Below are 21538 nucleotides of genomic sequence, written 5' to 3' on the forward strand. Positions count from 1 at the left end.
AATTATTGCTAAGTGTGGGTGAAATACGCAGAATATCTATTGCTATCAAATTAGTATTCTGAATGTAGAAAATTGTAGATAAAGTCGTGCAGTAACCATTTCATTGAAGTTTTAGTTTCTTACACATGTCTACTGCAATGGGGGAACTAAGCACAAATTGGTGATGTTCGTCTTGTTGTGTTTCAAAAGCTCTGATTATAAGGAAGTTGCCCACATGCAGAAACTGTCAAAGACATCTACTATCGCTGGGCTTGTGTTGGCCGGCGCGATGGTGCTATCCGGCTTCTTTTCTCCCGCGCGCGCCGAGCAGAATGGAGGGTTGCAGAGTATCCTGTCCCACGGTTCTCTTCCCCTCACGGACGCCGGGAAATTTTCTGATCAATTGTACTTACCAGAGGCTAACGGTCCCATTCCGGTCTTTGTTCAACTTAAAGGTCAGGGAGCGCTCAGTGTTCTAAAATCAACCAAATCACGGAACGCCGCCGAGCGGCGTGTGCACCAGGTTGAGGAGGCGGTCGAGAATCTTGCACAAGAAGCCGCGGTGCTAGATCCGGATTCCGCTATTCTCTACCCCTCCCACTATACGGTTCCTGGAATTGCCCTTAACCTCAGCGCTGAGTCTGTAAAAAAGCTGGCGGAACGCGACGATGTTGTGAGAATAACGGCGATACCCACCCTGGAAATACCTCAGCCTACGGTGGAGCAGGCCCCGTTTAACGCGCACTCAAGCATCCTGACTCGGGCGGTAGATGCCTGGAAATACTCGGGCAAAGCGGGTCAGGGGGTTAATATCGCGGTGATTGACTCGGGTGTTGACTACACACACGCTGCTTTTGGTGGCCCCGGCACCCCCGAAGCCTACCGGGAGGCAAATTCAACAATGGATGCCCCAGACCCCGCACTCTTTGACGGCAGTAAATACTTAGGCGGCTATGATTTTGCGGGACCAACCTATAACGCTGATCAGTCCTCGCCAAACTTCAATCCGGTGCCGGATCCGAATGCAAATCCGCTTGATGGGGTTGGAGGGGGTCACGGAACTCACGTCTCTGGAATCGCTGCTGGGTTTGGAGTGGATAGTGCACACAATACCTTCCGTGGAGACTACACAGCGCTTGACGCCGATAGTCTCCTGCAAGACTTTCACATAGCCCCGGGAGCCGCGCCCCTGGCTGGGCTATACGCGCTTAAGGTTTTTGGTGACCTAGGCGGCACCACGAACCTTGTTGGTGCGGCCATTGAGTGGGTGGGTAAAGAGATTGCACGGGGAACTAAAATTGATGTGGTCAACCTTTCGCTCGGTAGAGATTTTGGCGCTGTTGATAATCCGGAAAACGCTATGCTTGAAGCGCTCATGGATCACGGTGTTCTACCGGTTATGGCCGCCGGGAACGCGGGTGACATGACGGATATTGCGGGTTCACCGGGTAATACAGGGCGGAGCTTGGCGGTTGCCCTTTCGGCGAGTGGAGGTGAACTGCAGGATGCGATAGCGGTCACTGAGCCTGCCGACGCTGCGGCGGCCGGGCCGTACGGGGGAAAGTTCTCTCGAAATTTTACTGAAGATTTTAACCTCACAGCCCCTGTAACTCCCCTCATTGACAACTCGAACTATGAGGGCTGCTCACCCTATTCAGCCTCGGATGCGGTGGCCGTTTCCAAAAAAATTGTCTGGCTGGAATGGGATGAGAGTAGCATCACCTGTGGTGCTGATGTGCGGTTTGACAACGCTGCAGCGGCCGGAGCCGTGGGGGTTATCCTCACCTCAACACTGGATAACTTTGATGACAGGATTACCGGTAATGAGCTTATCCCCGGTGCACAGATTACCCACTCTGCCACGGTCGCTCTTCGGGGGGCGCTCGAAGCGGGTACACTGGTGATTCGCCTGGACGTGGCTGGTGCAAACACCTTACAGAGTCTGGACCCCTCAAAAGTTGACGTGTTGGTCCCGTACTCATCAAGAGGCGAACACGGTTCTCATAATGGCATCGTAAAACCGGATATTTCAGCCCCCGGATTTGCTGTCGTCTCGGCGGCTCACGCCACCGGATTTGATCGTCTGGTGATGAGTGGCACCTCTATGGCATCTCCCTGGGTGGCCGGTGTAGCCGCACTCACACGTGAAACACATCCCGGCTGGTCTGCAGACCGAATTAAAGCACAGCTGATCAATACCGCAACGACTGATATTACAACGCGTGGCAAGGAGCCGATCCCCTACGCGCCGACCAGGGCTGGCACCGGTAGGGTAGACGTTCTGAACGCCGTAAAGAACTCGGTTACGGTCGCCTCCGATAACAGCGGAGGTTTGGTCACAGCTTCGTTCGGGGTTGTGGAGGTTGGTGCTGATGCCGTGACCAAGACCCGCACGCTCACGATCACCAACTCCGGATCCACACCCGCGCACTATCGGGCTCAGTACCTGGCAAGAACACAGATGCCGGGTGTGTCATATAGCGTCTCGCCAAGTTCCATGAGTATTCCGGAAGGGGAGTCTGCCAAGATTACCGTCACCCTCTCCATTCCAGACCCGACGGCGCTGCGACGAACTCTTGACCCCACTATGGAGGCCGTGCAGGAGGGTATATTCCGAAACTATGTCGCAGACGCTTCCGGGGTGCTGGAACTTCAACCAACCGCTAACGAACACAATAGCCTCAGGGTTGCGGTTTTCTCCGCGCCCAAGCCGGTCAGTGATATGAAGGCAACCGGGTTGTTGTTCCCCGAAAGAGGTTCAGCAACGGGCACATTGTCTCTGGAGGGCCGTGGAATTGACCAGGGCACAGGTTCGGAAGCTTTTGCGTCAACTCTGGTACCGCTACAGCTTGGTGTCACTAACGATAAGCTCATCTTTGATCCTCATAATCCGAGTTTTAAGACATTGAGTTCGCTGAATGTCCGGGCGATTGGTGCGGCTTCAACGGCTCCTCAGCTTTCCGACCCTTCTCAGGGAACGGTAGCCTTTGGGGTAGTTGTTGAGGGGGAGTGGGGGTCGCTCAAACCGCATAGCACCCCGGTGGTGTCGATTGATATCAACCAGGACGGTACAGAAGACTATTACTCCTTTGTGCGACCGTATAGTTCATTCGGCACCTGGGTGGATACTCCCGTCGCATACACGGTTGAATCGTCCACCCAGAAGATCGTTGATATTCAACCGATCAACCTGATGCAGGGCAACGTATACACCAACCTCAACGACACAAACGTTTTGGTCATGCCAGTCTCCCTGAGAGCCCTCGGGTTCACCGTCGAGTCGCGGGAGACAGAGATCAGCTACCACGTCTACACCAACTCCCTTTACGCTCCTCGGTCTCCGGAGAATCCAGAAAGTTTCGTGGTGGATAGCACAGAAACGGTGAGTTTTGACGTGTTCAATCCAGAAATCTGGTTTGGCACTTTTGGTGAGCAGAGCGTTCTCTACAAAGATGAGAGCGGTACTATTCCCGTGCACAGGAGGCTTGACGCACTGGGTTCTGATCACTCCATAACTCACCACTCTCTAGAGGGAGGCGCTCCGGAGTCGGTAGATCCCCCGGAGGTACTGCTTTTGCACCTCGGTAATGGAGCGGGTGCTCGCTCCGCAATCATCCAACCGGTAGTGAGCCCGGGGGAAGGAGCAACACCGGACAACACTCTTCCCAGCGATAATGGTCACGGGGAAGATGGCCCGCTCGGGGATCGGGGCGTGCCTTCGGGTAATACGGTTGCGCTCAACACAAGTTCGGATGGCAAGGCCACTCAAAGCGGTTTACTGGCAACGACTGGTGCCTCTCACTCGCTGTTACCACTGGGCGTTGGGGGGCTCCTCATTGCACTGGGCCATACCGCGCTGGCCCTGAGACAAAGGGGATGGGCAGTCGAAGGGATGTAACCGTGGGTCATATGTGGTGGAGGCTTTGTGTCAAGACCGGCACGACTTGTACTAGACCTCTACTAGGGCTAGGCGGGGAAGAGCGCGTCTCCCACATACCCGCCCTTGGCGCATCCCGGGGGTATCGCAAAGACCGCCGAGCCCACGTGGGTTATCCACTCATTGAGCAGGTCTAGTTCGTCGAGCCTGCGCTGAATCGGGGCAAATTGGGTGAGGGGGTTGGCCTGATACGAGGCGAAGAGCAGGCCGGCGTTGCTATCGTGTCCCGCGGCGGGTGGTTCGTCATAGTTGTAGCTGCGCCGATAGATGCGCTCTGCCGGATTATCGGAGCGGGCGCGGCGCAGGTGCGAGATGTCGGAGATGACGGGGAAGCCGAGGGGGTCTTTTGCCGTGAAGTCGGGTTCGTCGTGTTCGTGAACTCCGGTGAGTGGGGCGCCGTTGTCGAGCCTGCGGCCCACGGCAGCCTCGCGGCCGCTACGGTCGAGCCGGTCCCACTTGTCGAGGTCCATGGAGATTCGGCGCAGGACCAGGGAAGTCCCTCCCACCAGCCAGGCGGGCTTTCCCGAGGACCACACCACCCGTTCGAAGTCTTCCGTTCCGGGGCGGGGGTTTGAAGTTCCATCCAGTTGGCCAAAGAGGTTACGCATGGTGGTACCCGGTTTTTGGGAGCCGCGTGCGCGGAGGAATCCGTTTTGGGTCCAGCGGAGGGTGGCAAAGGCGCGGGTGTCCTTCACGACCATGCGGGCGGCGTGGGCAACTGTTATCGGGTCGTCCGCCCCGATGTGGAGCAGGAGGTCGCCGTGGCTGAGGGCATCCTCTAGTCGATCTTGCGAGTACTGCGGTAGGGGTGCCAGCCACTCGGGGAGTGCCCCCGGATCGACCCGGCGAACGAGTTCCGGGCCAAATCCGAAGGTGATGGTGAGGCGGGCCGCTATGTGGGCAAGTTCCGGCTCGGAGTCGGCGAGGGCGGCCATGCCGGAGGTGAGCTTGATGGCGTCGTCGGTGAGTATTCGAAGCATTCTCTTGATGGCGCCGCGATCGGTTTCGGGTCGCAGGTCAAACGCGAGGTAGCTGGCGTGTGCCTGGGGCTCCGTAGCGATTCCCGCCTGGTGGACGCCGTAAAAAGGTTCGATGCTGTTATTGTCAATTGCTTGCGAGGCCGGGGTCGCGTTTGGTGAGCTGCTGGGTGGCCGCGACGAGTTCTGCACGGCCAGATCAACTCCGGCGGCGGTGAGGGCACCAACCCCGGCGGCACCTCCGAGAAGAAGGTGCCGCCTACTGAGGCCGCGACTATCACCGGCCTGAGAAGGGTGAGGGCTTTCCACGTTTAGTGACCGGTTCCGTGTGTATTGTTATCGGTGCCGTCGCTATCCGTGTTACCGGTGTTGCCCTCCGGGGCATACTCTTCGTTTGCCCCTGCATAATCCTTGATCGGTAGGGTGAGGGTGACAACCGAGCCGTTGCTCAGTGTGAGCGCGAGCTCGGCAGTTGCACCCGGGATAAGAGCTTCGTTCAGATCCATGAGCATGATGTGATCGGCACCGGGAACAAGAGAGTGTGTTTTACCGGCGGAAACGATAAAACCTCCGTCTTTTTCCTGCATCACCATTGTTCCGTTTTCATCGGGAACGACCTCGTGCATTTCAACGCTCCCTGCGACGGGACTCGTGGCGGAGGAAATGGTGATGTCCTGATCGGAGGAGTTCTCAAACACTCCAAAAAGTCCCGTCATTTCACCGTCGGTTGCCTTAATCCAACCGTCTTTAAAGGTGAGGGAACTCTCGCCGACCTTCTGCGATGCCGCGCCCGGGGTGACGGACGGCTTTTCTGTCGGGGCACACCCCGCAAACGCAAATATGGCTGCAGTCCCCAGCGTGAGGGCTGCCGTGGTTGAGATTTTTTTCGAACGAAATAGGGGAAGTTTAAACATGGGTGGGTATCTTTCTGACGTTTCGGGACGTCGAGGTTGGCCGTATCGGTCGGGACAAAATAGTAGGGTGAGCGCCTGGGGATTGAGGGGGGGTTAGTTATCACGCGCTGGAGGGTCGGTCGGCTTCTGCGAGGGGGCTTCGTCGTGTGCGGAAGTATCTGTTCCGTCCGGGGAGGAAGGCGCGCTAGCGCGGAAGCGGCGGCTAACTCGCAGCACAAGAGCCATGAGGCCCACGGCGATGGCCGCACCAAGGAGCGCGATGAACAGGGTTCGAAGTACACTGGGCAGCGATTTCTGAATATCTTCATCAAGTGAGGTGTTTTGCATCGCATCCGATGTTTTTTCGGTCTCCGGTGCTGTCTCGGATCCTACGGGTGGTACCGCGCTGGGGGTCGTATCGCCCCTCTCAGGTGTGCCGGTGCCCACGGTATAAACGAAGCTCCCGCTGATGGGGTGGCCATCGCTGGATACCACGCGCCAGGCGACCGTGTAGGTGTCATCCGCCGCGCCCGGTAACAGCTTTTGTGTGAGCAGGCGAGCATCGTGGGAGGGTTCACCGTCAATCCAGTCTTTGCCTGCACTATCCGTCACCCGAATCAAAGAGCCGATGTTGAGTATGGTGTCGGAGAACGTGAGGGAGACGTTTTCCGGGGCAGCGTCAATCTGTGCGCTATCGGAAGGCTGGGAACTAATCAGTCGATCGTGCGCGTGCGCAGGGGTAGCAACCGCGAGGGGAGCCGTCACTAATCCCAGTGCGGCACACAGCACTCCGCCCCAGCGTGTGGCGGTGTGGAGGGGCTTGCGTCCTCGCGAGGAGGCTCGTGAATTGTTCACAGAACAGCTCGTTTCTCTTAGTCTGTGCTTTTGACGACTGATTCAGCGCCACCCTGCGGTTGAGGGTGTCAGGAGACGCAGAAACGCTCAAGACCTATACGGTGTTCAGGGGGCCTGCACCGCTGTTAACGTTGAGACAGTCTGCGCTGCCGCGTGATTGTGCTCTTGTGCGAGGGTAAGCGGCGGGCCACGATATCGCAGAGTTGTGAACCACCGTCGTGCGGTGGCGAAGAGGTTGTGTTGGCCGAGGGAAATTCCCGCTCGGCGGGGAAGAATTATCAACCGGGGAACACTGGGCGAGGGGAATCGTGTGAGTAGGCGGGTGAGCCGGATAAGCTGTTCGACCGCGTATTCTCCTCGACGTAGGAGGAGGATTGTCGCGGTGGCGGCGCCCGCGTGGGCAACCCACATCCAGGTTCCGTGGGCATCCGTGGTGGTGTTGACTGTACCATCAGCGAGTGCGATCGAGACGGGGCTGAGCGAGTGGTCGTGAGGCCCCCGCGTCTGCTCGCCCGCCCGTGATGGCTCGGTGACGTAGGAGAAGAACAGGTGGAAGAGAGCCTGGCTGGTGCACACCGCAACCGTGGTTCGCCAGAGTGAGAGGGTGGTGCCCGCGCAGAGGATACACAGGGTTATTGCAATGATGAGAGACCCCGCAAGCCCGAGCGGTGAGGGGGCGTTGCCGCCCGCGACTAGGTGGGAGACCGCAGCCACGAGGGTGATAAAGACGGCGCCCACCAGACCGCGGCCTGTGCGCCGCTGTCTACTCATTCGTGTCACCCTCACCATACGATACTAATTATAAATTGAAAATGTTGCGATTCTCACTAATCGCGTGGCGGGGTTTAGGATTCCCTTTATAGTGCACAATCGTTTAGTAAACGTGCATGAGATGAGCATTAAATGCGGATGGAAACTCCGGTAACATAGGGTCTTGTGTCAGAGACCAATCCCATCACCGAAGAAGCCGTGGAGGCCGCCGCCGAAGAAGCGCTCGCAAGCCTGGCCACAGCTACAAACCTCGCGGAGTTCAAAGCCCTCCGTGCCGCTCACACCGGCGAAGGCTCGGCACTCTCCCGACTCAACGCGCAATTACGGAACGTGCCGTCCGATCAGAAGGCCGCGAGCGGCAAGCTCGTGGGGCAGGCGCGGGGGCGTGTGAACCAGGCCTTTGCCGCGCGCGAGGAATCGTTGCGGGTGGAGGAAGAGGTTCGTAAGCTCGCAGCCGAGAGTGTAGATGTTACCGCGGCTCCCGCGCACTGGCGCGCGGGAGCCCGCCACCCCCTTTCCACAATGCAGGATGCTATCTCCGACATCTTTGTCGGCATGGGCTGGGAGGTTGCCGACGGGCCGGAGCTCGAGAACGAGTGGTTTAACTTTGATGCGCTGAATTTCGCTCCGGATCATCCCGCGCGTGCGATGCAGGACACCTTCTTTGTGGAGCCGGTGGAGAGTCACCTTCTCCTGCGTACCCACACCTCGCCCGTGCAGCTTCGGGCGCTCCTCGCCCGCGAATTGCCCGTGTATGTTGTGGCTCCCGGACGGGTTTTCCGCACCGATGAGCTGGACGCTACACACACACCCGTGTTTAGTCAGGTGGAGGGTATAGCCATCGATCGTGGTCTCACGATGGCCCATCTGCGAGGAACCCTGGAGCACCTCGCACGTCAGCTCTTTGGCGACGAAGCAAAGATCAGGCTTCGACCCAACTTCTTCCCCTTCACCGAGCCCAGCGCCGAGATGGACGTGTGGCAACCGGGAGCTAAGGGTGGGGCCCGCTGGGTGGAGTGGGGCGGCTGCGGCATGGTAAACCCCAACGTTTTACGGGCGGCCGGTATCGACCCGGAGGAGTACCAGGGGTTTGCCTTTGGCATGGGAATTGAACGTACTCTCCAGTTCCGCAACGCCCTCAACGACATGCGAGACATGGTTGAGGGAGACATTCGGTTTAACACACAATTTGGAACGGTGGTCTAATCATATGCGCATCCCTCTCAGCTGGTTAGCCGAGTACGTAGACCTTCCCGCGGAAACCACACCGGAGCAGCTACACGCCGCCCTGGTGAGCGTAGGCTTTGAAGAAGAGGGCATTCACCGCTCCGAGGTACAGGGTCCCGTTGTTGTGGGTCAGGTGCTTGAGCGTGTGCCCGAGGAACAGACCAATGGCAAAACCATCAATTGGTGTCAGGTGCGGGTCGCCCCCGAGGGAGAGCGGGCTGCCGACGGTGGTGAGGACGTTCGTGGGATAGTGTGTGGTGCCCACAACTTTGAGGTGGGTGACAAAGTGGTTGTGACACTGCCCGGGGCTGTGCTTCCCGGAGGCTTTGCGATAGCCGCCCGTAAAACTTACGGCCACGTATCCGACGGCATGATCGCATCCGTTCGTGAATTGGGCATTGGTGAGGATCATGATGGCATTCTTGTGCTGTCTCGCATCGGCCTTGACCCCGAGCCGGGCGCCGACGCAAAACCGCTCCTGGGGCTGGATGACAGTGCCGTTGAGGTGAACGTGACTCCCGACCGGGGATACGCGTTCTCGATTCGGGGCATCGCCCGCGAGTACTCGCACGCCACCGGGGCTTCCTTCCGTGATCCGGTGTTTGCGATCACCCCCGGTGAAGTGTCAGGCTTTTCCGTGACGGTGAAGGACGAAGCACCCATTCACGGCAACATCGGCTCTTCCATCTTTACCACGCGGGTGGTTCGTGGAGTGGACCCCACCCGCCCCACGCCGCAGTGGATGGCCTCGCGGCTCGGCCTGGCGGGTATCCGTCCGATCTCGCTTGTTGTTGACATCACCAACTACGTGATGCTCGAATTGGGCAACCCCGTTCACGGCTACGACCTCGACAGGCTCACGGGTGGAATCACGGTGCGCCGCGCGCTCCCCAAAGAAACGCTGGTGACCCTCGACGAGAATACGCGCAAGCTTGACCCCGAAGACTTGGTGATAGCCGACGAATCCGGTGCTATCGGCCTGGCCGGTGTGATGGGAGGAGCCTCAACAGAGATCACCGACGCCACTAGCAACGTGCTGGTGGAGGCGGCTATCTTTGATCCCGTCTCGGTTGCGCGCACCCAGCGCCGCCATCGCCTTCCGAGCGAGGCGGCCAAGCGTTTTGAGCGCGGTGTAGACCCTCTGGTGCCGCGTGCCGCGTCACAGCGGGTGGTTGATCTGTTGGTTGAGCTGGCCGGGGGGACGGCTGACACTCTGGGATCGATGCTAGAAAACAGTGTCTCTCCTGAGCCGATCTTCCTGGCTGACGGGTTTGTGACGGGTCTGATCGGTGCCGAATTTACCGATCACGAGATTCACAGCACGCTGGAGCTCATCGGATCTACCGTGTCACCCTCCCCGGGTGGGCTCACCGTGACACCTCCCACCTGGCGTCCCGACCTCACCTTTCCCGCCGCGCTGGCCGAAGAGGTCGCGCGCATTATCGGATACGACAGGATTCCTTCGATTCTTCCCGTGGCACCGCCCGGACGCGGATTTACCCGGGAACAAAAGCTACGCCGCGCGGTTGCAGACGCCCTGGCAAACGCCGGAACCGTCGAAATACAGAGCTATCCCTTCACCTCCCCCGAGGCTAATAATCTTTATGGCTCGCCCGCGGGCGATGGGGTAGCGTCGGTGAAGCTGGCCAACCCGCTCGATAGCGAGGCCGGGGTGATGCGGCGCTCGCTGCTTCCCGGTCTGCTGCAGGCCGTTCAGCGTAACCACTCCCGGGGCCTCACAGGTGTGTCCCTCTTTGAACTGGGAACCGTGTTCCTGCCCGAGAGGGAAGAGAACTACGGTGTGACGGAGATTCCCCGGGTGGGTGAGCATCCGTCTCGCGAGGTTCTTGAGGCTATCCACGCGAGTGTTCCTCCGCAGCCCCGATTTATCTCGGCCCTCGCAACGGGGCCTGCGGTTTTCAAGCAGCCGGATCTTGAGCAGCGTCTTTTCGACTGGACTGATTCCCTAGATATCGTCCGCCAGATCGAGATGGCTTTGGCCGTGAATATTGAAGTGCGTCAGGGGAGTCACCAGGCTTTCCATCCGGGCCGCACGGCAGAACTTGTGGTGGAGCTTGACTCGTCGAAGATCGTTGCGGGGTATGCGGGTGAGCTGCTGCCGTCGATCGGCGGGGATATGAAGCTTCCTCACCGTCTAGCCGCGGTTGAGCTGAACCTTGACCTGCTGATTGCCGCTGCCCGCACTCGAGTGGACTACACCCCCCTCTCGTCATACCCTGCGGCGGTGCAGGATCTCACGCTGGTTGTGGCGGCGGAGACCCCCGCTGCGGATGTTCTGGTCGCGGTTGCCTCGGGAGCAGGAGAGCTTCTTGAGGATGCCCGTCTGGTGGACGACTATCGCGGAAGCGGTCTGGAGGAGTCACAAAAGGCCCTCACCTTTGCTCTTCGTTTCCGCGCGCCGGACCGCACCCTGACCGCGGCGGAGGCCAACGAAGCAAAATTGGCGGGCGTTGCGCTTGCCGTCACGCGCTACGGGGCTATTCTGCGCGAGTAGTCTCGGGCGCTCTTAAGCGGGTAGATTAGTTCTGTGACTTTTTCTGTAGCTGTAGCAGGGGCGAGCGGTTATGCGGGAGGCGAGGTGCTGCGGCTCCTGGCCGCGCACCCCGACTACGAGATAAAAACGGTGACGGCGCACTCAAACGCCGGTCAGTTGCTGGGTGATGTGCAATCGCACCTGCGTTCGCTTGCGCACCTGCGCCTCGTGGAGACCACGAGTGAGAACCTGACCGGACACGACGTCGTTTTTTTTGCGCTTCCTCACGGGGCCTCGGGCGAAATATCTTCGCAATTGGGTTCGGATACGCTGGCGATCGACTGCGGGGCAGACCATAGGCTAGAGCGGGAGTCTGATTGGGTGGCCTTTTATGGGGGTGAGTATTACGGGTCGTGGACCTACGGTGTTCCCGAGCTTCCCGTGACGGCGGGACGTCAGCGCGACAGGCTGGTGGGCACAAAGCGTATTGCCGCTCCCGGATGTAACGCCTCGACCGTTGCCCTCTCTCTGGCACCGGGCATTGCCGCGGGTGTGATTGAGTCCTCCGATATTGTGACGGTTCTTGCGGTAGGTCCCTCCGGCGCTGGAAAGAACCCGCGGGTTAACCTGTTGGCAAGCGAAATCTTGGGTTCCGCAAACCCCTACGCGGTGGGGGGAACCCACCGACATATTCCCGAGATTAAACAGGCGCTTCGCACGGCGGGGGCAACCGATGATCTGAGCGTTTCTTTCACCCCGGTGCTTGTCCCCATGTCGCGCGGTATATTGGCTACCTCCACCGCCCGCATCAGGCCGGGCGTGAGTGCCGAAGAGGTACGTTCTGTATGGGAGGCGGCCTACGAGGGAGAGCCTTTTGTGCAGGTTTTTCCCGAGGGGCGGTTTCCTCGCACGGCTGATACCCTCGGCGCCAATACCTGCCTGATGGGTGTGGCCGTAGATGAGGCTGCCGGGCGCGTTGTTATTGTTGCCGCTCTAGATAACCTGGTGAAGGGAACGGCCGGTGCTGCCGTTCAATCCGCTAATATTGCCCTAGGCTTGCCGGAGACTTCCGGCCTTAACACAGATGGAGTAGCTCCGTGAGCGTAATTGTTCCGGCCGGTTTTAGTGCGGCGGGTATTTCTGCGGGTCTGAAATCAACGGGGAAACCAGACCTCGCACTCGTTCACAACCTGGGACCACGCCAGGCTGCGGCCGCTGTTTTTACCAGCAATAGGGCGCAGGCACACCCCATTATTTGGAGCAGGCAGGTTATGCAAGACGGACGGGCGGCGGCGGTTATCCTCAACTCGGGTGGTGCCAACTGCTTTACCGGCCCCTTTGGATTTCGCACCACACATCTCACTGCAGAGACTGTGGCCGATCAACTGGGTGTTTCTGCAAGCGATGTTCTGGTCTGCTCAACCGGCCTCATTGGTACGGGAGGACAGGAGTTTCGCGACAGCATTGTCGGCGCGATCCCCACTCTGGTGGAGTCGTTGAGCCCTGAGAACACCACCGCGCCCGCCGCGATTCTTACCACTGACACCGTCGAAAAGACCGCTGTATTTCGCGGGGAGGGCTGGTCGATTGGGGCCATGGCAAAGGGAGCCGGAATGCTCGCGCCCGGCTTGGCCACCATGCTTGTGGTGATTACTACTGATGCCGACCTCACCGCGGTGGAGCTTAACCACTGCCTACACGCGGCCACCTCGGTGACCTTTGATCGTCTTGATTCCGACGGGTGTATGTCCACCAACGACCAGGTTACCCTCATGGCCTCGGGCGCGTCCGAGATTATTCCGCCGCTTGCGGAGTTCATGGTGGCCCTCACCGAGGTGTGTGATGATCTGGCACAACAATTGCAGGCGGATGCCGAGGGTTCCAGCCACAACATCAACATTGAGGTCGTGGGTGCGGCCACGGAGAACGACGCCCTGGTTGTGGGTCGGAGTATCGCCCGCAATAACCTTTTTAAAGCCGCGATTTTTGGCAACGACCCCAATTGGGGTCGTGTGCTGGCTGCCGTCGGCACTACCGATGCTGAGTGTGACCCCTATGACATTGACGTGTCCATGAATGGTGTGCGTGTGTGTCACCAGGGCAGACCGGATCGTCCGCGGGAGGAGGTTGATCTTACTCAGCGCGACGTGCATCTGCTGGTTGATCTACGCGTGGGGGAGCACACCGCCACCATCCGCACAAATGATCTTACCCACGAGTACGTTCACGAGAACAGCGCGTATTCTAGCTAATGCCCACAACATCAAGCACACTGAGCTACTCCGAGGCGGCCACAAAAGCGGGTGTTCTGATTGAGTCCCTGCCCTGGCTCAAAAAGTTTCGAGACCAGATCATCGTTATTAAGTTTGGCGGCAACGCGATGGTGAGTGAGGAACTCACCCGCACTTTTGCCCAGGACATTGTGTATCTGCGCTACGCGGGCCTCAAACCGGTTGTGGTTCATGGCGGTGGACCGCAGATATCGAGCATGCTCGATCGGCTCAATATTACAAGCGAGTTTCGGGGTGGCTACCGGGTGACCACGCCCGAGGCCATGGATGTGGTGCGCATGGTTCTCACCGGTAAGATTAACCCCGAACTTGTCGCCCGGATTAACGAGCATGGACCGCTTGCCACGGGAATTTCGGGTGAGGACGCGGGGCTTTTTCAGGGGCGAAAGCGCAGGCTCACGATTGACGGTGCCGAGGTGGATCTGGGTCGGGTGGGTGACGTGGTCACTGTGAATCCGTCGACGGTGCACGCGCAGCTTGAGGCCGGCCTCATCCCCGTAATCTCGTCCATCGCCCCCGACCGCGATAATCCCGGTCACGCGCTTAACATTAACGCGGATGCCGCAGCCGCTGCCCTGGCTGTCTCGCTGGGTGCGGCCAAGCTGGTGATCCTCACCGATGTTGCGGGACTCTACAGTGACTGGCCCGATAAAACCTCATTGGTGTCGGTGATTGAAACGCCCGAACTGCGACAGTTGATGCCCTCGCTCGAGTCGGGTATGGTGCCCAAGATGAACGCGTGCCTGGATGCGGTTGAGGGCGGTGTGGAAAAAGCCGCCATTATTGACGGGCGGGTTCCCCACTCTATCCTTCTTGAGATATTCACGCAGCGCGGTATTGGCACCGAAGTAATTAGGGGAAAAGATGACTGATCAGCGGTGGAAAGCGGAGTACAAGCGCAGCTTGGTACCCACCTTTAACCCCTCCGAGGTACTGAGCTATGGTAGTGGCAGCCATGTGTATTCCGAGTCGGGTAAGAGCTATCTAGATTTCCTGGGCGGAATTGCGGTGAACTCGCTGGGGCATAATCACCCCGACCTGGTGGCGGCTGTGTCTACGCAGGCCGCCCAGATGATTCACGTGTCCAACCTTTTTGCGTCGCGTCCCCAGATTGAACTGGCTGAGACGATCATCCGACACGCGGGCGTGGGCGAGAGCGCACGTGTGTTTTTTGCCAATAGCGGCACGGAGGCCAACGAAGCCGCTTTTAAACTGGCGCGCCTGCACGGTGGTACCGCCCGTCCTCGCATCCTCTCTCTGGAGAACAGTTTTCACGGTCGTAGCATGGGGGCGCTTGCGCTTACTGGCAAACCCGCCCTGCACGCGCCATTTGAACCGATGCCGGCCGGGGTTGTGCATATCCCCGCCACGCTGGAGGCCCTTGAGCTGGCTCTGGGAGGAGCCGATGCCTCGGAGGTGGCGGCAATTATTGTTGAACCCATCCAGGGAGAAGACGGGGTGCACCCGCTTCCCCACGGGTATCTGCAACGGGCACGAGAGCTCACCACTCGGGCTGGTGCCCTCTTGATTATTGACGAGATTCAAACCGGTGTTGCCCGCACCGGATCGTGGTTTGCCTTTCAGCACGAGGGGATTATTCCCGACGCGTTTACCCTGGCCAAGGGGTTGGGCGGCGGGGTTCCTGTCGGGGCACTCGTGACGGTGGGGCAGGCATCCACACTGTTTACTCCGGGCAGCCACGGCACCACGTTTGGGGGTAACCCGCTGGCAACAGCCGCGGCTAAAACCGTATTGGATGTGATTGAGCGGGACGATCTGGTGGCCGCGGCCCGCGTGCGCGGGGCGGAGATCACCGACCACATTCTGACTTTGAACTCTCCCTTTATCGAGGGGGTACGGGGTTCTGGACTGTTGCTGGGTATTGCCCTGACACGGCCCGTGGCTCAGCAATTGGTGGCGGCCGCGCTTGAGTGTGGGCTCATTATTAACGCGCCTAATCCCTCTACCCTTCGTCTGGCACCTCCGCTCACGGTGACTCCCGACGACACTGCCGAGTTTCGCGTGAAGTTGGGGCGGGCCCTCACCCTGCTGGAGGATAGCTGATTGAGTCTCGCGCACATACTGTAACCCATTATGTGTTGGTTCAACCGTCCCGCTAAGGTTGCTTTATGACCCGCCATTTTCTGAGAGACGATGATCTAACCCCCGCTGAGCAAAATGAGGTTCTTGAGCTCGCGCTCAGGCTTAAAACGAATCCCTATTCGTTGCGTCCGCTTGAGGGGCCGCAGACCGCAGCCGTTATCTTTGACAAAACCTCCACCCGCACGCGCGTGAGTTTTGCTGTGGGCATCGCGGATCTGGGTGGGAGTCCCCTCATTATTGACTCCCAAACGAGCCAGCTCGGCGGAAAAGAGTCGATCGAAGACACCGCCAAGGTGCTCTCGCGCATGGTGTCCGCCATTATCTGGCGAACCTACTCGCAGGAGGGCCTGCAAGAGATGGCCCAGCACTCAACCGTTCCCGTCATCAACGCGCTGTCAGATGATTTTCACCCCTGTCAGGTACTGGCCGATTTGCTCACCGTTCGTGAGCATCGGGGAGACCTAGCCGGTCTCACCCTCACGTACCTCGGAGATGCCGCAAACAACATGGCGCACTCCTACCTTCTGGGCTGTGCCACGGCGGGAATGAACGTGCGTATCGCGGGTCCCGAGGGGTATCTTCCCCGCCCGGAGTACGTGGCGGATGCCTCTGCCCTCGCGAGCACGCGCGGCAGCGAGGTGTGGATTGGGAGCGATCCGATCGAGGCGGTGACGGGTAGTGACGTGGTTGTCACCGACACCTGGATATCAATGGGTCAGGAGGCAGAGAAAGAGGAGCGCCTGCAGCTTTTTGGCGACTATCGGGTGACCGAAAAGCTCTTTTCGCACGCGCAGGACAACGCGATTTTTCTGCACTGTCTGCCCGCGTACCGTGACTACGAGGTGTCTGCCGAGATTATTGACGGCCCACGTAGCGTGGTGTGGGACGAGGCAGAAAACCGGGTGCACGCGCAAAAAGCACTCCTGGCCTGGCTTCTAACCCAGCGTTAGTCATAGCGATACCAACAAAATTGCCATGAGACAGAATCCGGATGTTTCGCAGACCCCCCGCACGGCTCCGGGCCGTTATGTAAGGTATTTCCGCAATAAGAACCGCATTGTGGGTCTTGATATGGCCCGGGGGCTTGCCGTTTTGGGGATGCTGGCCGCCCATCTGCTGATTTTTGAGGACTTTAACTGGGGAGATCCCGGCACCTGGGGTGACGTGGTAAATGGCCGTTCCTCCGTGCTCTTTGCGGTATTGGCCGGTATCTCGGTGGCGATCATCTCGGGGCGTACCCGGGCGGTATCCGGGGTACCACTGCTCCAGGCGCGGCTACGGATCTTCACCCGGGCGGTTGTGATTATTGCTATCGGTGGAATACTTGAGACTCTGGGAACCCCTATCGCAATCATTCTGCCGGTTTACGGAATGCTTTTTATCGCGTCGCTTCCGTTTTTGCGATGGCGGCCCTCCTCGGTTTTTGGGATGGCTGCCTCTCTCGCGCTGATCGGTCCCCTGGCAACAAATATCCTTATCTCTCTCTATTTGGAGGATGCCTATTCCTGGTCGTTTTTTGCGGATCTTGTCGTGCTAGGCGAGTATCCGGGACTCATCTGGATTGTGTTTGTGCTTCTGGGGCTTGGCGTGGGGCGGTTAGATCTGGGTGACCTTCGGGTCCAGCGAAGACTCCTGATTGTGGGGGTGTCGCTTGCTGTGGGAGGTTACGGAACCGGTGCGATATTGTGGGGTGTGATACAGGATCCTATGTTCTCTATCGAGCCCCACAGCGGATCAACCTTTGAGGTGGTGGGGGCATCGGGATTTGCCCTGGCGATTATCGGATTGTGTCTGCTTGTGCCCGCCCGGGCACGACCCGTTCTCTATCCGCTAGCGGCCACGGGAGCGATGGCGCTCACCTCCTACACCCTGCAGATCGTGGTCATGAGCGCCGTGGGTTATACGCGAACAGGCGAGTCAGCGACGCTATTTTTTGTGGTTTTGGCCGGGGTAACCCTGATGCTCTGCTCTCTGTGGATACAGGTGCTGGGGAGGGGGCCGCTTGAGTGGATGCTCACTTCGGTATCAAATCGTGCCGCCCGAGCCAAAGACAGTACACTGGAACAAGCCCCAGCCGGGCATACATTTTCATCATCCTCATAAGATAGTTCGGGTACCTCAGCAATGTCACAGAACAATTCTCCCCGCTCCGAAGCCGCGGCAGATACAACCGACACAAACCGTGCGGGTGAGGCGGGTGCTCTATGGGGTGGACGTTTTGCGAGCGGGCCGTCTCCTGAACTGCAGCGGCTCAGCAAATCCACCCATTTTGACTGGACCCTGGCGCACTACGATATCGACGGCTCCAAGGCTCACGCGGTTGCGCTCGCGGCGGCGGGATACCTGAGCGAGCGGGAGCTTGTGGATATGCATCGAGCGCTTGAGGTTTTGCGCTCCGATGTGAGCAGCGGAGTTTTTGTGGCGGACGACGACGACGAAGACGTGCACTCCGCGCTTGAGAGGGGCTTAGTTGAGCGTGCTGGCGCTCAGCTGGGCGGAAAGCTCCGTGCCGGTCGCAGCCGTAACGATCAGATCGCTACGCTCGTGCGGCTCTACATGCTGGATCACGAGGTGATAATTCGCGGTCTGCTGGTGCAACTCATCGATGTTCTTGTTGCTCAGGCCGAAGCTTATCCGGATGCGGCTATGCCCGGACGTACCCATCTGCAGCACGCTCAGCCCGTTTTGTTGGGCCACCAGCTTGCGGCTCACGCCTGGCCTCTTGTGCGCAACCTGGAGCGCCTGCACGACTGGAGATTGCGCGGTTCGCGCTCCCCGTACGGTGCGGGTGCTCTTGCCGGAAGCTCGTTGGGTCTCGATCCCGCGCTCGTGGCGAGCGAGTTGGGGCTAGCGGCCCCGTGCGACAATTCGATCGATGCAACCGCCTCGCGCGACACCACCGCGGAGTTCATGTTTATCTTGACTCAGATTGGCGTTGACCTTTCACGTCTTTCCGAGGAGATCATTCTGTGGGCAACCCGTGAGTTTGATTTTGTTCGTCTACACGATAGTTTTTCCACGGGGTCGTCGATTATGCCCCAAAAGAAGAACCCCGATATTGCGGAGCTTGCGCGGGGCAAATCGGGGCGTCTCGTCGGAAACCTCACGGGCCTGCTTGCCACGCTGAAAGCTATGCCTCTTGCCTATAACCGGGATCTTCAAGAGGATAAGGAACCGCTTTTTGACTCGGTGGATCAGCTCGAGGTTCTGCTCCCCGCGTTTAACGGGATGATGGCAACGCTCGAGTTTAATAGGGACCGCCTGGCTGAGTTGGCACCCCAGGGATTTTCCCTGGCAACCGATGTGGCGGAGTGGTTGGTGAAACAGGGTGTGGTTTTTCGTGATGCGCACGAGATCTCGGGAGAGCTGGTTCGATTCTGTGAGGAGCGCGGCCTCGAGCTTCACGAACCCACCGATGAGCAGCTGGCCGACGTGTCGCCGCATCTGAACGCATCCGTTCGTGAGGTCCTCACGGTGGAGGGGTCTATAAATAGCCGCATCGGTGTGGGGGGAACCGCCGCCGTGCGTGTACGCGAGCAGCTTGCTCACCTGAAACAGATTGCGGATCACTACCGTTAGCATACGATTCCCAAGACTCGCTCTCTCAGCGGTGCTGGGAGACCTTTGAGGGTGTGAAGCCTGCTTTATCGGGTGATCTTGTTCCTACGAGTGTCGGGGAATTATCGTTTGGGAGTGGTATCAGCGAGCCTCGATACATAACGGATACCCCATCCGGCAACTACAAAAATTGCGCCGAGGATTAACCAACCGACAGTTCCCAGTTCAAGTGCGGTGATGGTAACTACAGCGGGTGCGAACATCGCGCCTAGGGAGAACCCCATGTTAAACATTCCCTGGTAGGCACCCACTCTGTGGTGGTCAGCGAGTTCAAAACTGAGTCCCCAGGTGCCAGAGGTCGAAAATATTTCGGCAAAGGTGTGGAAGGTTACTGCGCCCACAAGAAGCACGATAGCCCAAACTGGTGAGATTTTCGAGGAAAATGCGTAGAGCAGGCAGGCCAGGAGCATTATTATCCCCGCCCAACTTGATATTCGCCCAGCATAGCGAACATCGTGTGTGCCTCGTGAAGCGGGAATTTGAAATGCTATAACAAGTAATGTGCTCAGAATGAGCGCTACAGAAACCATTATGTGTGGTGCGTCTGTGTGAGTCACGATCCACTGGGGGACTCCCACCTCGGCCAGACCGAACTGCATACCAAAAATCCCGGAGAAAATACTTAACCCTATATAGCGTGGGTTTCTAAAGGGAGAGATTCCTTCTTTGTGGGTGGGTCCTATTGGGTGCATATTATTCTCTGGTTGAGTTCGAGAGGGTGCGTCAACACGTGAGGGTAGACGTTTAAGCTGTAGGGCGCTCGCCATAAAGGTGGCCCCGGCTGTAACTAAAAGAGCATGGTAAGCGGTAGCGCTGTTGATAATGAGTGGGATAGTAGCAAAGCCGCCGCCCAACGCAATGCCAACATTTCCTATTGTGCGCAGGACGGCTCGCGTAGAGACACGATCCTCACCGGTGAAAGCTCGGGCGATAATGGCCGCACGTACGGATTCGGCTGAGCTGTGCATGGCCAAAACAGTAATTGACACAGCGAGGGCAGTGATAAAGTCATTGACAAAAACGTATGCAATGAGACCTAAGCCTTCGATTCCAATGAAAAATGTCACTAATAGTCGGGCGCTTAATCGATCCGCCAAGTACCCTGCTAAAAGAGATGTGATTACTCCGCCCCCCTCGGCGAGGAGGAGTATAAGCGCCACCTGGATAGGGCTCAGCTCGACAAACCGGGTGAGGTAGAGGACGTTCAGCGTGATAAATATGCCGCGCCCAACTGTACTCACGGTCGCTGCAAGCATGAGGGTGCGCAGTACCGGACTGGAGAGATTTTTCTTTATTTTCTCTGTGAAACTGGAAGGTGATTCTCTATCGAACTCGGTCATGTACGATGAACCCTTGCTTCGCCATCGGATGATAATGATACTCATAATTGAGCTTTTGATTTATACTATTGCAAACGATGATGACGTGAGTAAAAATTTTCTTGGACACCCTGCCTCGACCGGGTGGGCTGCCTGCTTCGTGAGTCCTAAGTGACGGCCCTTATGTGGTGAGGATAGTGTGAACTTTTCTAAAGGAGATGGCGTAGGTAGCGTTCCGGGGCATCGAGAAATCGCCTCCAACTCTGGATAAACTCTAAATCGCTGTAGTCTTTGCGTTGAATGCCCGATTCGCCGAGCTCAAAGATTTCTGCCTCGGGGAGGGAAGCAAGGACGGGGGAGTGCGTTGATATGATCACCTGGGAGTCGTGTTCGAGTAGTTGCACGATCTGAGCGAGGAGTGTGAGGCAACCATTGAAGGAGAGGGCCGATTCTGCTTCGTCGAATATCCAGAGTCCTCGAATGCTTGCCCTCGTGGTGAAAAACTCAATGAAGGATTCGCCGTGACTTTGGAAATTATGTCTTCCCCCATCAACCACATCCGCTATGTAGGTAAAGTGGCTGTGCATAGTCTCCGCCCGCAAGAACACACCTTTCTTTGACGCACCTCCATCACGGACCAGCTGGAGATTGCTTGCCAGGTTTGATTCGGTTCGTTCGGTGTGGTGCATTGCGTTATGGGTTCCGCCCTCAACATTCAGACCGAAGGCCTCCGCGATCGCCTCAACGATTGTGGATTTACCCGACCCGTTTTCTCCTACGAGCACTGTGAGGGGGGAGAGGTCTAGCCCCTCGCTCAGAATCTGGCGCACGGCGGGAATCGTGGCGGGCCATTTGTCTTTTGCTGCTGGGGCAAGCGCGTGCTCCTCGACTCTCCTGACGGGCAAAGGTGTGTGTTTGATCATGCTCGTTAGCATAGGTGACGCCGATGACAATCGTTGGACTCATCGTCCACTCGGATCAACGGCTAAACATCGAAGCGTGATTTCAGGAGATAGTGTCGTTTGGAAGTGTTACCACCCGGCTAAGCGTTGCTACGATAGGCAGGTGTCGAAT

Annotated in this window: 16 protein-coding genes; 10 read left to right on the plus strand and 6 right to left on the minus strand. The window is 58.2% G+C overall.

The window, feature by feature from the left end; translation table 11 throughout:
• Positions 1-214 precede the first annotated feature (214 nt).
• Positions 215-3877: a S8 family serine peptidase gene (locus FrondiHNR_RS03140; RefSeq protein ID WP_279353794.1), complete on the plus strand. Its 3663-nt coding sequence runs from the start codon at positions 215-217 to the stop codon at positions 3875-3877.
• 68 nt (positions 3878-3945) lie between these two features.
• Here FrondiHNR_RS03140 and FrondiHNR_RS03145 read toward each other — a convergent pair whose 3' ends face one another.
• The 4 genes from FrondiHNR_RS03145 to FrondiHNR_RS03160 form a co-directional block, all read right to left on the minus strand.
• Positions 3946-5202, minus strand: a complete 1257-nt coding sequence (locus FrondiHNR_RS03145; RefSeq protein ID WP_279353795.1) for a Dyp-type peroxidase — start codon at positions 5200-5202, stop codon at positions 3946-3948.
• 2 nt (positions 5203-5204) lie between these two features.
• Positions 5205-5807: a copper chaperone PCu(A)C gene (locus FrondiHNR_RS03150; protein WP_279353796.1), complete on the minus strand. Its 603-nt coding sequence runs from the start codon at positions 5805-5807 to the stop codon at positions 5205-5207.
• Between the two features lie 93 nt (positions 5808-5900).
• Complete coding sequence (locus tag FrondiHNR_RS03155) at positions 5901-6641, minus strand: copper resistance CopC family protein (protein ID WP_279353797.1); 741 nt, start codon at positions 6639-6641, stop codon at positions 5901-5903.
• A 105-nt stretch (positions 6642-6746) separates the two neighbouring features.
• Positions 6747-7412: a hypothetical protein gene (locus tag FrondiHNR_RS03160; protein ID WP_279353798.1), complete on the minus strand. Its 666-nt coding sequence runs from the start codon at positions 7410-7412 to the stop codon at positions 6747-6749.
• 165 nt (positions 7413-7577) lie between these two features.
• Between FrondiHNR_RS03160 and pheS the strand changes: the two genes are divergently transcribed.
• The 9 genes from pheS to argH all read left to right on the plus strand — a co-directional run bounded on the left by pheS (position 7578) and on the right by argH (position 19106).
• Positions 7578-8618 (plus strand): phenylalanine--tRNA ligase subunit alpha, encoded by a 1041-nt coding sequence (pheS, locus tag FrondiHNR_RS03165; protein WP_279353799.1) that lies wholly within the window; start codon positions 7578-7580, stop codon positions 8616-8618.
• A gap of 4 nt (positions 8619-8622) precedes the next feature.
• Entirely contained in the window at positions 8623-11154 is a 2532-nt protein-coding gene (pheT, locus tag FrondiHNR_RS03170) for a phenylalanine--tRNA ligase subunit beta (protein WP_279353800.1), read from the plus strand.
• A gap of 33 nt (positions 11155-11187) precedes the next feature.
• Positions 11188-12234, plus strand: a complete 1047-nt coding sequence (gene argC / locus FrondiHNR_RS03175; RefSeq protein ID WP_279353801.1) for an N-acetyl-gamma-glutamyl-phosphate reductase — start codon at positions 11188-11190, stop codon at positions 12232-12234.
• Positions 12231-13385: a bifunctional glutamate N-acetyltransferase/amino-acid acetyltransferase ArgJ gene (argJ, locus tag FrondiHNR_RS03180; protein WP_279353802.1), complete on the plus strand. Its 1155-nt coding sequence runs from the start codon at positions 12231-12233 to the stop codon at positions 13383-13385. The genes argC and argJ overlap by 4 nt, the downstream gene beginning before the upstream one ends.
• Positions 13385-14296: an acetylglutamate kinase gene (argB, locus tag FrondiHNR_RS03185; RefSeq protein ID WP_279353803.1), complete on the plus strand. Its 912-nt coding sequence runs from the start codon at positions 13385-13387 to the stop codon at positions 14294-14296. The genes argJ and argB overlap by 1 nt, the downstream gene beginning before the upstream one ends.
• Positions 14289-15488, plus strand: coding sequence for an acetylornithine transaminase (locus tag FrondiHNR_RS03190; RefSeq protein WP_279353804.1), 1200 nt, complete (start codon positions 14289-14291; stop codon positions 15486-15488). Before argB ends, FrondiHNR_RS03190 begins: the two co-directional genes overlap by 8 nt.
• Positions 15489-15553: 65 nt before the next feature.
• The gene (gene argF / locus FrondiHNR_RS03195) at positions 15554-16477 is read left to right on the plus strand and encodes an ornithine carbamoyltransferase (RefSeq protein WP_279353805.1); all 924 of its coding nucleotides are present in this window, start codon (positions 15554-15556) and stop codon (positions 16475-16477) included.
• Positions 16478-16502: 25 nt separating this feature from the next.
• Positions 16503-17630 (plus strand): DUF418 domain-containing protein, encoded by a 1128-nt coding sequence (locus FrondiHNR_RS03200; protein WP_279353806.1) that lies wholly within the window; start codon positions 16503-16505, stop codon positions 17628-17630.
• 21 nt (positions 17631-17651) lie between these two features.
• Complete coding sequence (argH, locus tag FrondiHNR_RS03205; protein WP_279353807.1) at positions 17652-19106, plus strand: argininosuccinate lyase; 1455 nt, start codon at positions 17652-17654, stop codon at positions 19104-19106.
• Between the two features lie 101 nt (positions 19107-19207).
• Here the strand turns inward: argH and FrondiHNR_RS03210 are convergent, their stop codons facing one another.
• Complete coding sequence (locus FrondiHNR_RS03210; RefSeq protein ID WP_279353808.1) at positions 19208-20530, minus strand: MFS transporter; 1323 nt, start codon at positions 20528-20530, stop codon at positions 19208-19210.
• 143 nt (positions 20531-20673) lie between these two features.
• The gene (locus tag FrondiHNR_RS03215) at positions 20674-21387 is read right to left on the minus strand and encodes an AAA family ATPase (protein WP_279353809.1); all 714 of its coding nucleotides are present in this window, start codon (positions 21385-21387) and stop codon (positions 20674-20676) included.
• Positions 21388-21538 lie beyond the last annotated feature (151 nt).

This window comes from Lysinibacter sp. HNR (genome assembly GCF_029760935.1).
GTDB lineage: Bacteria > Actinomycetota > Actinomycetes > Actinomycetales > Microbacteriaceae > HNR.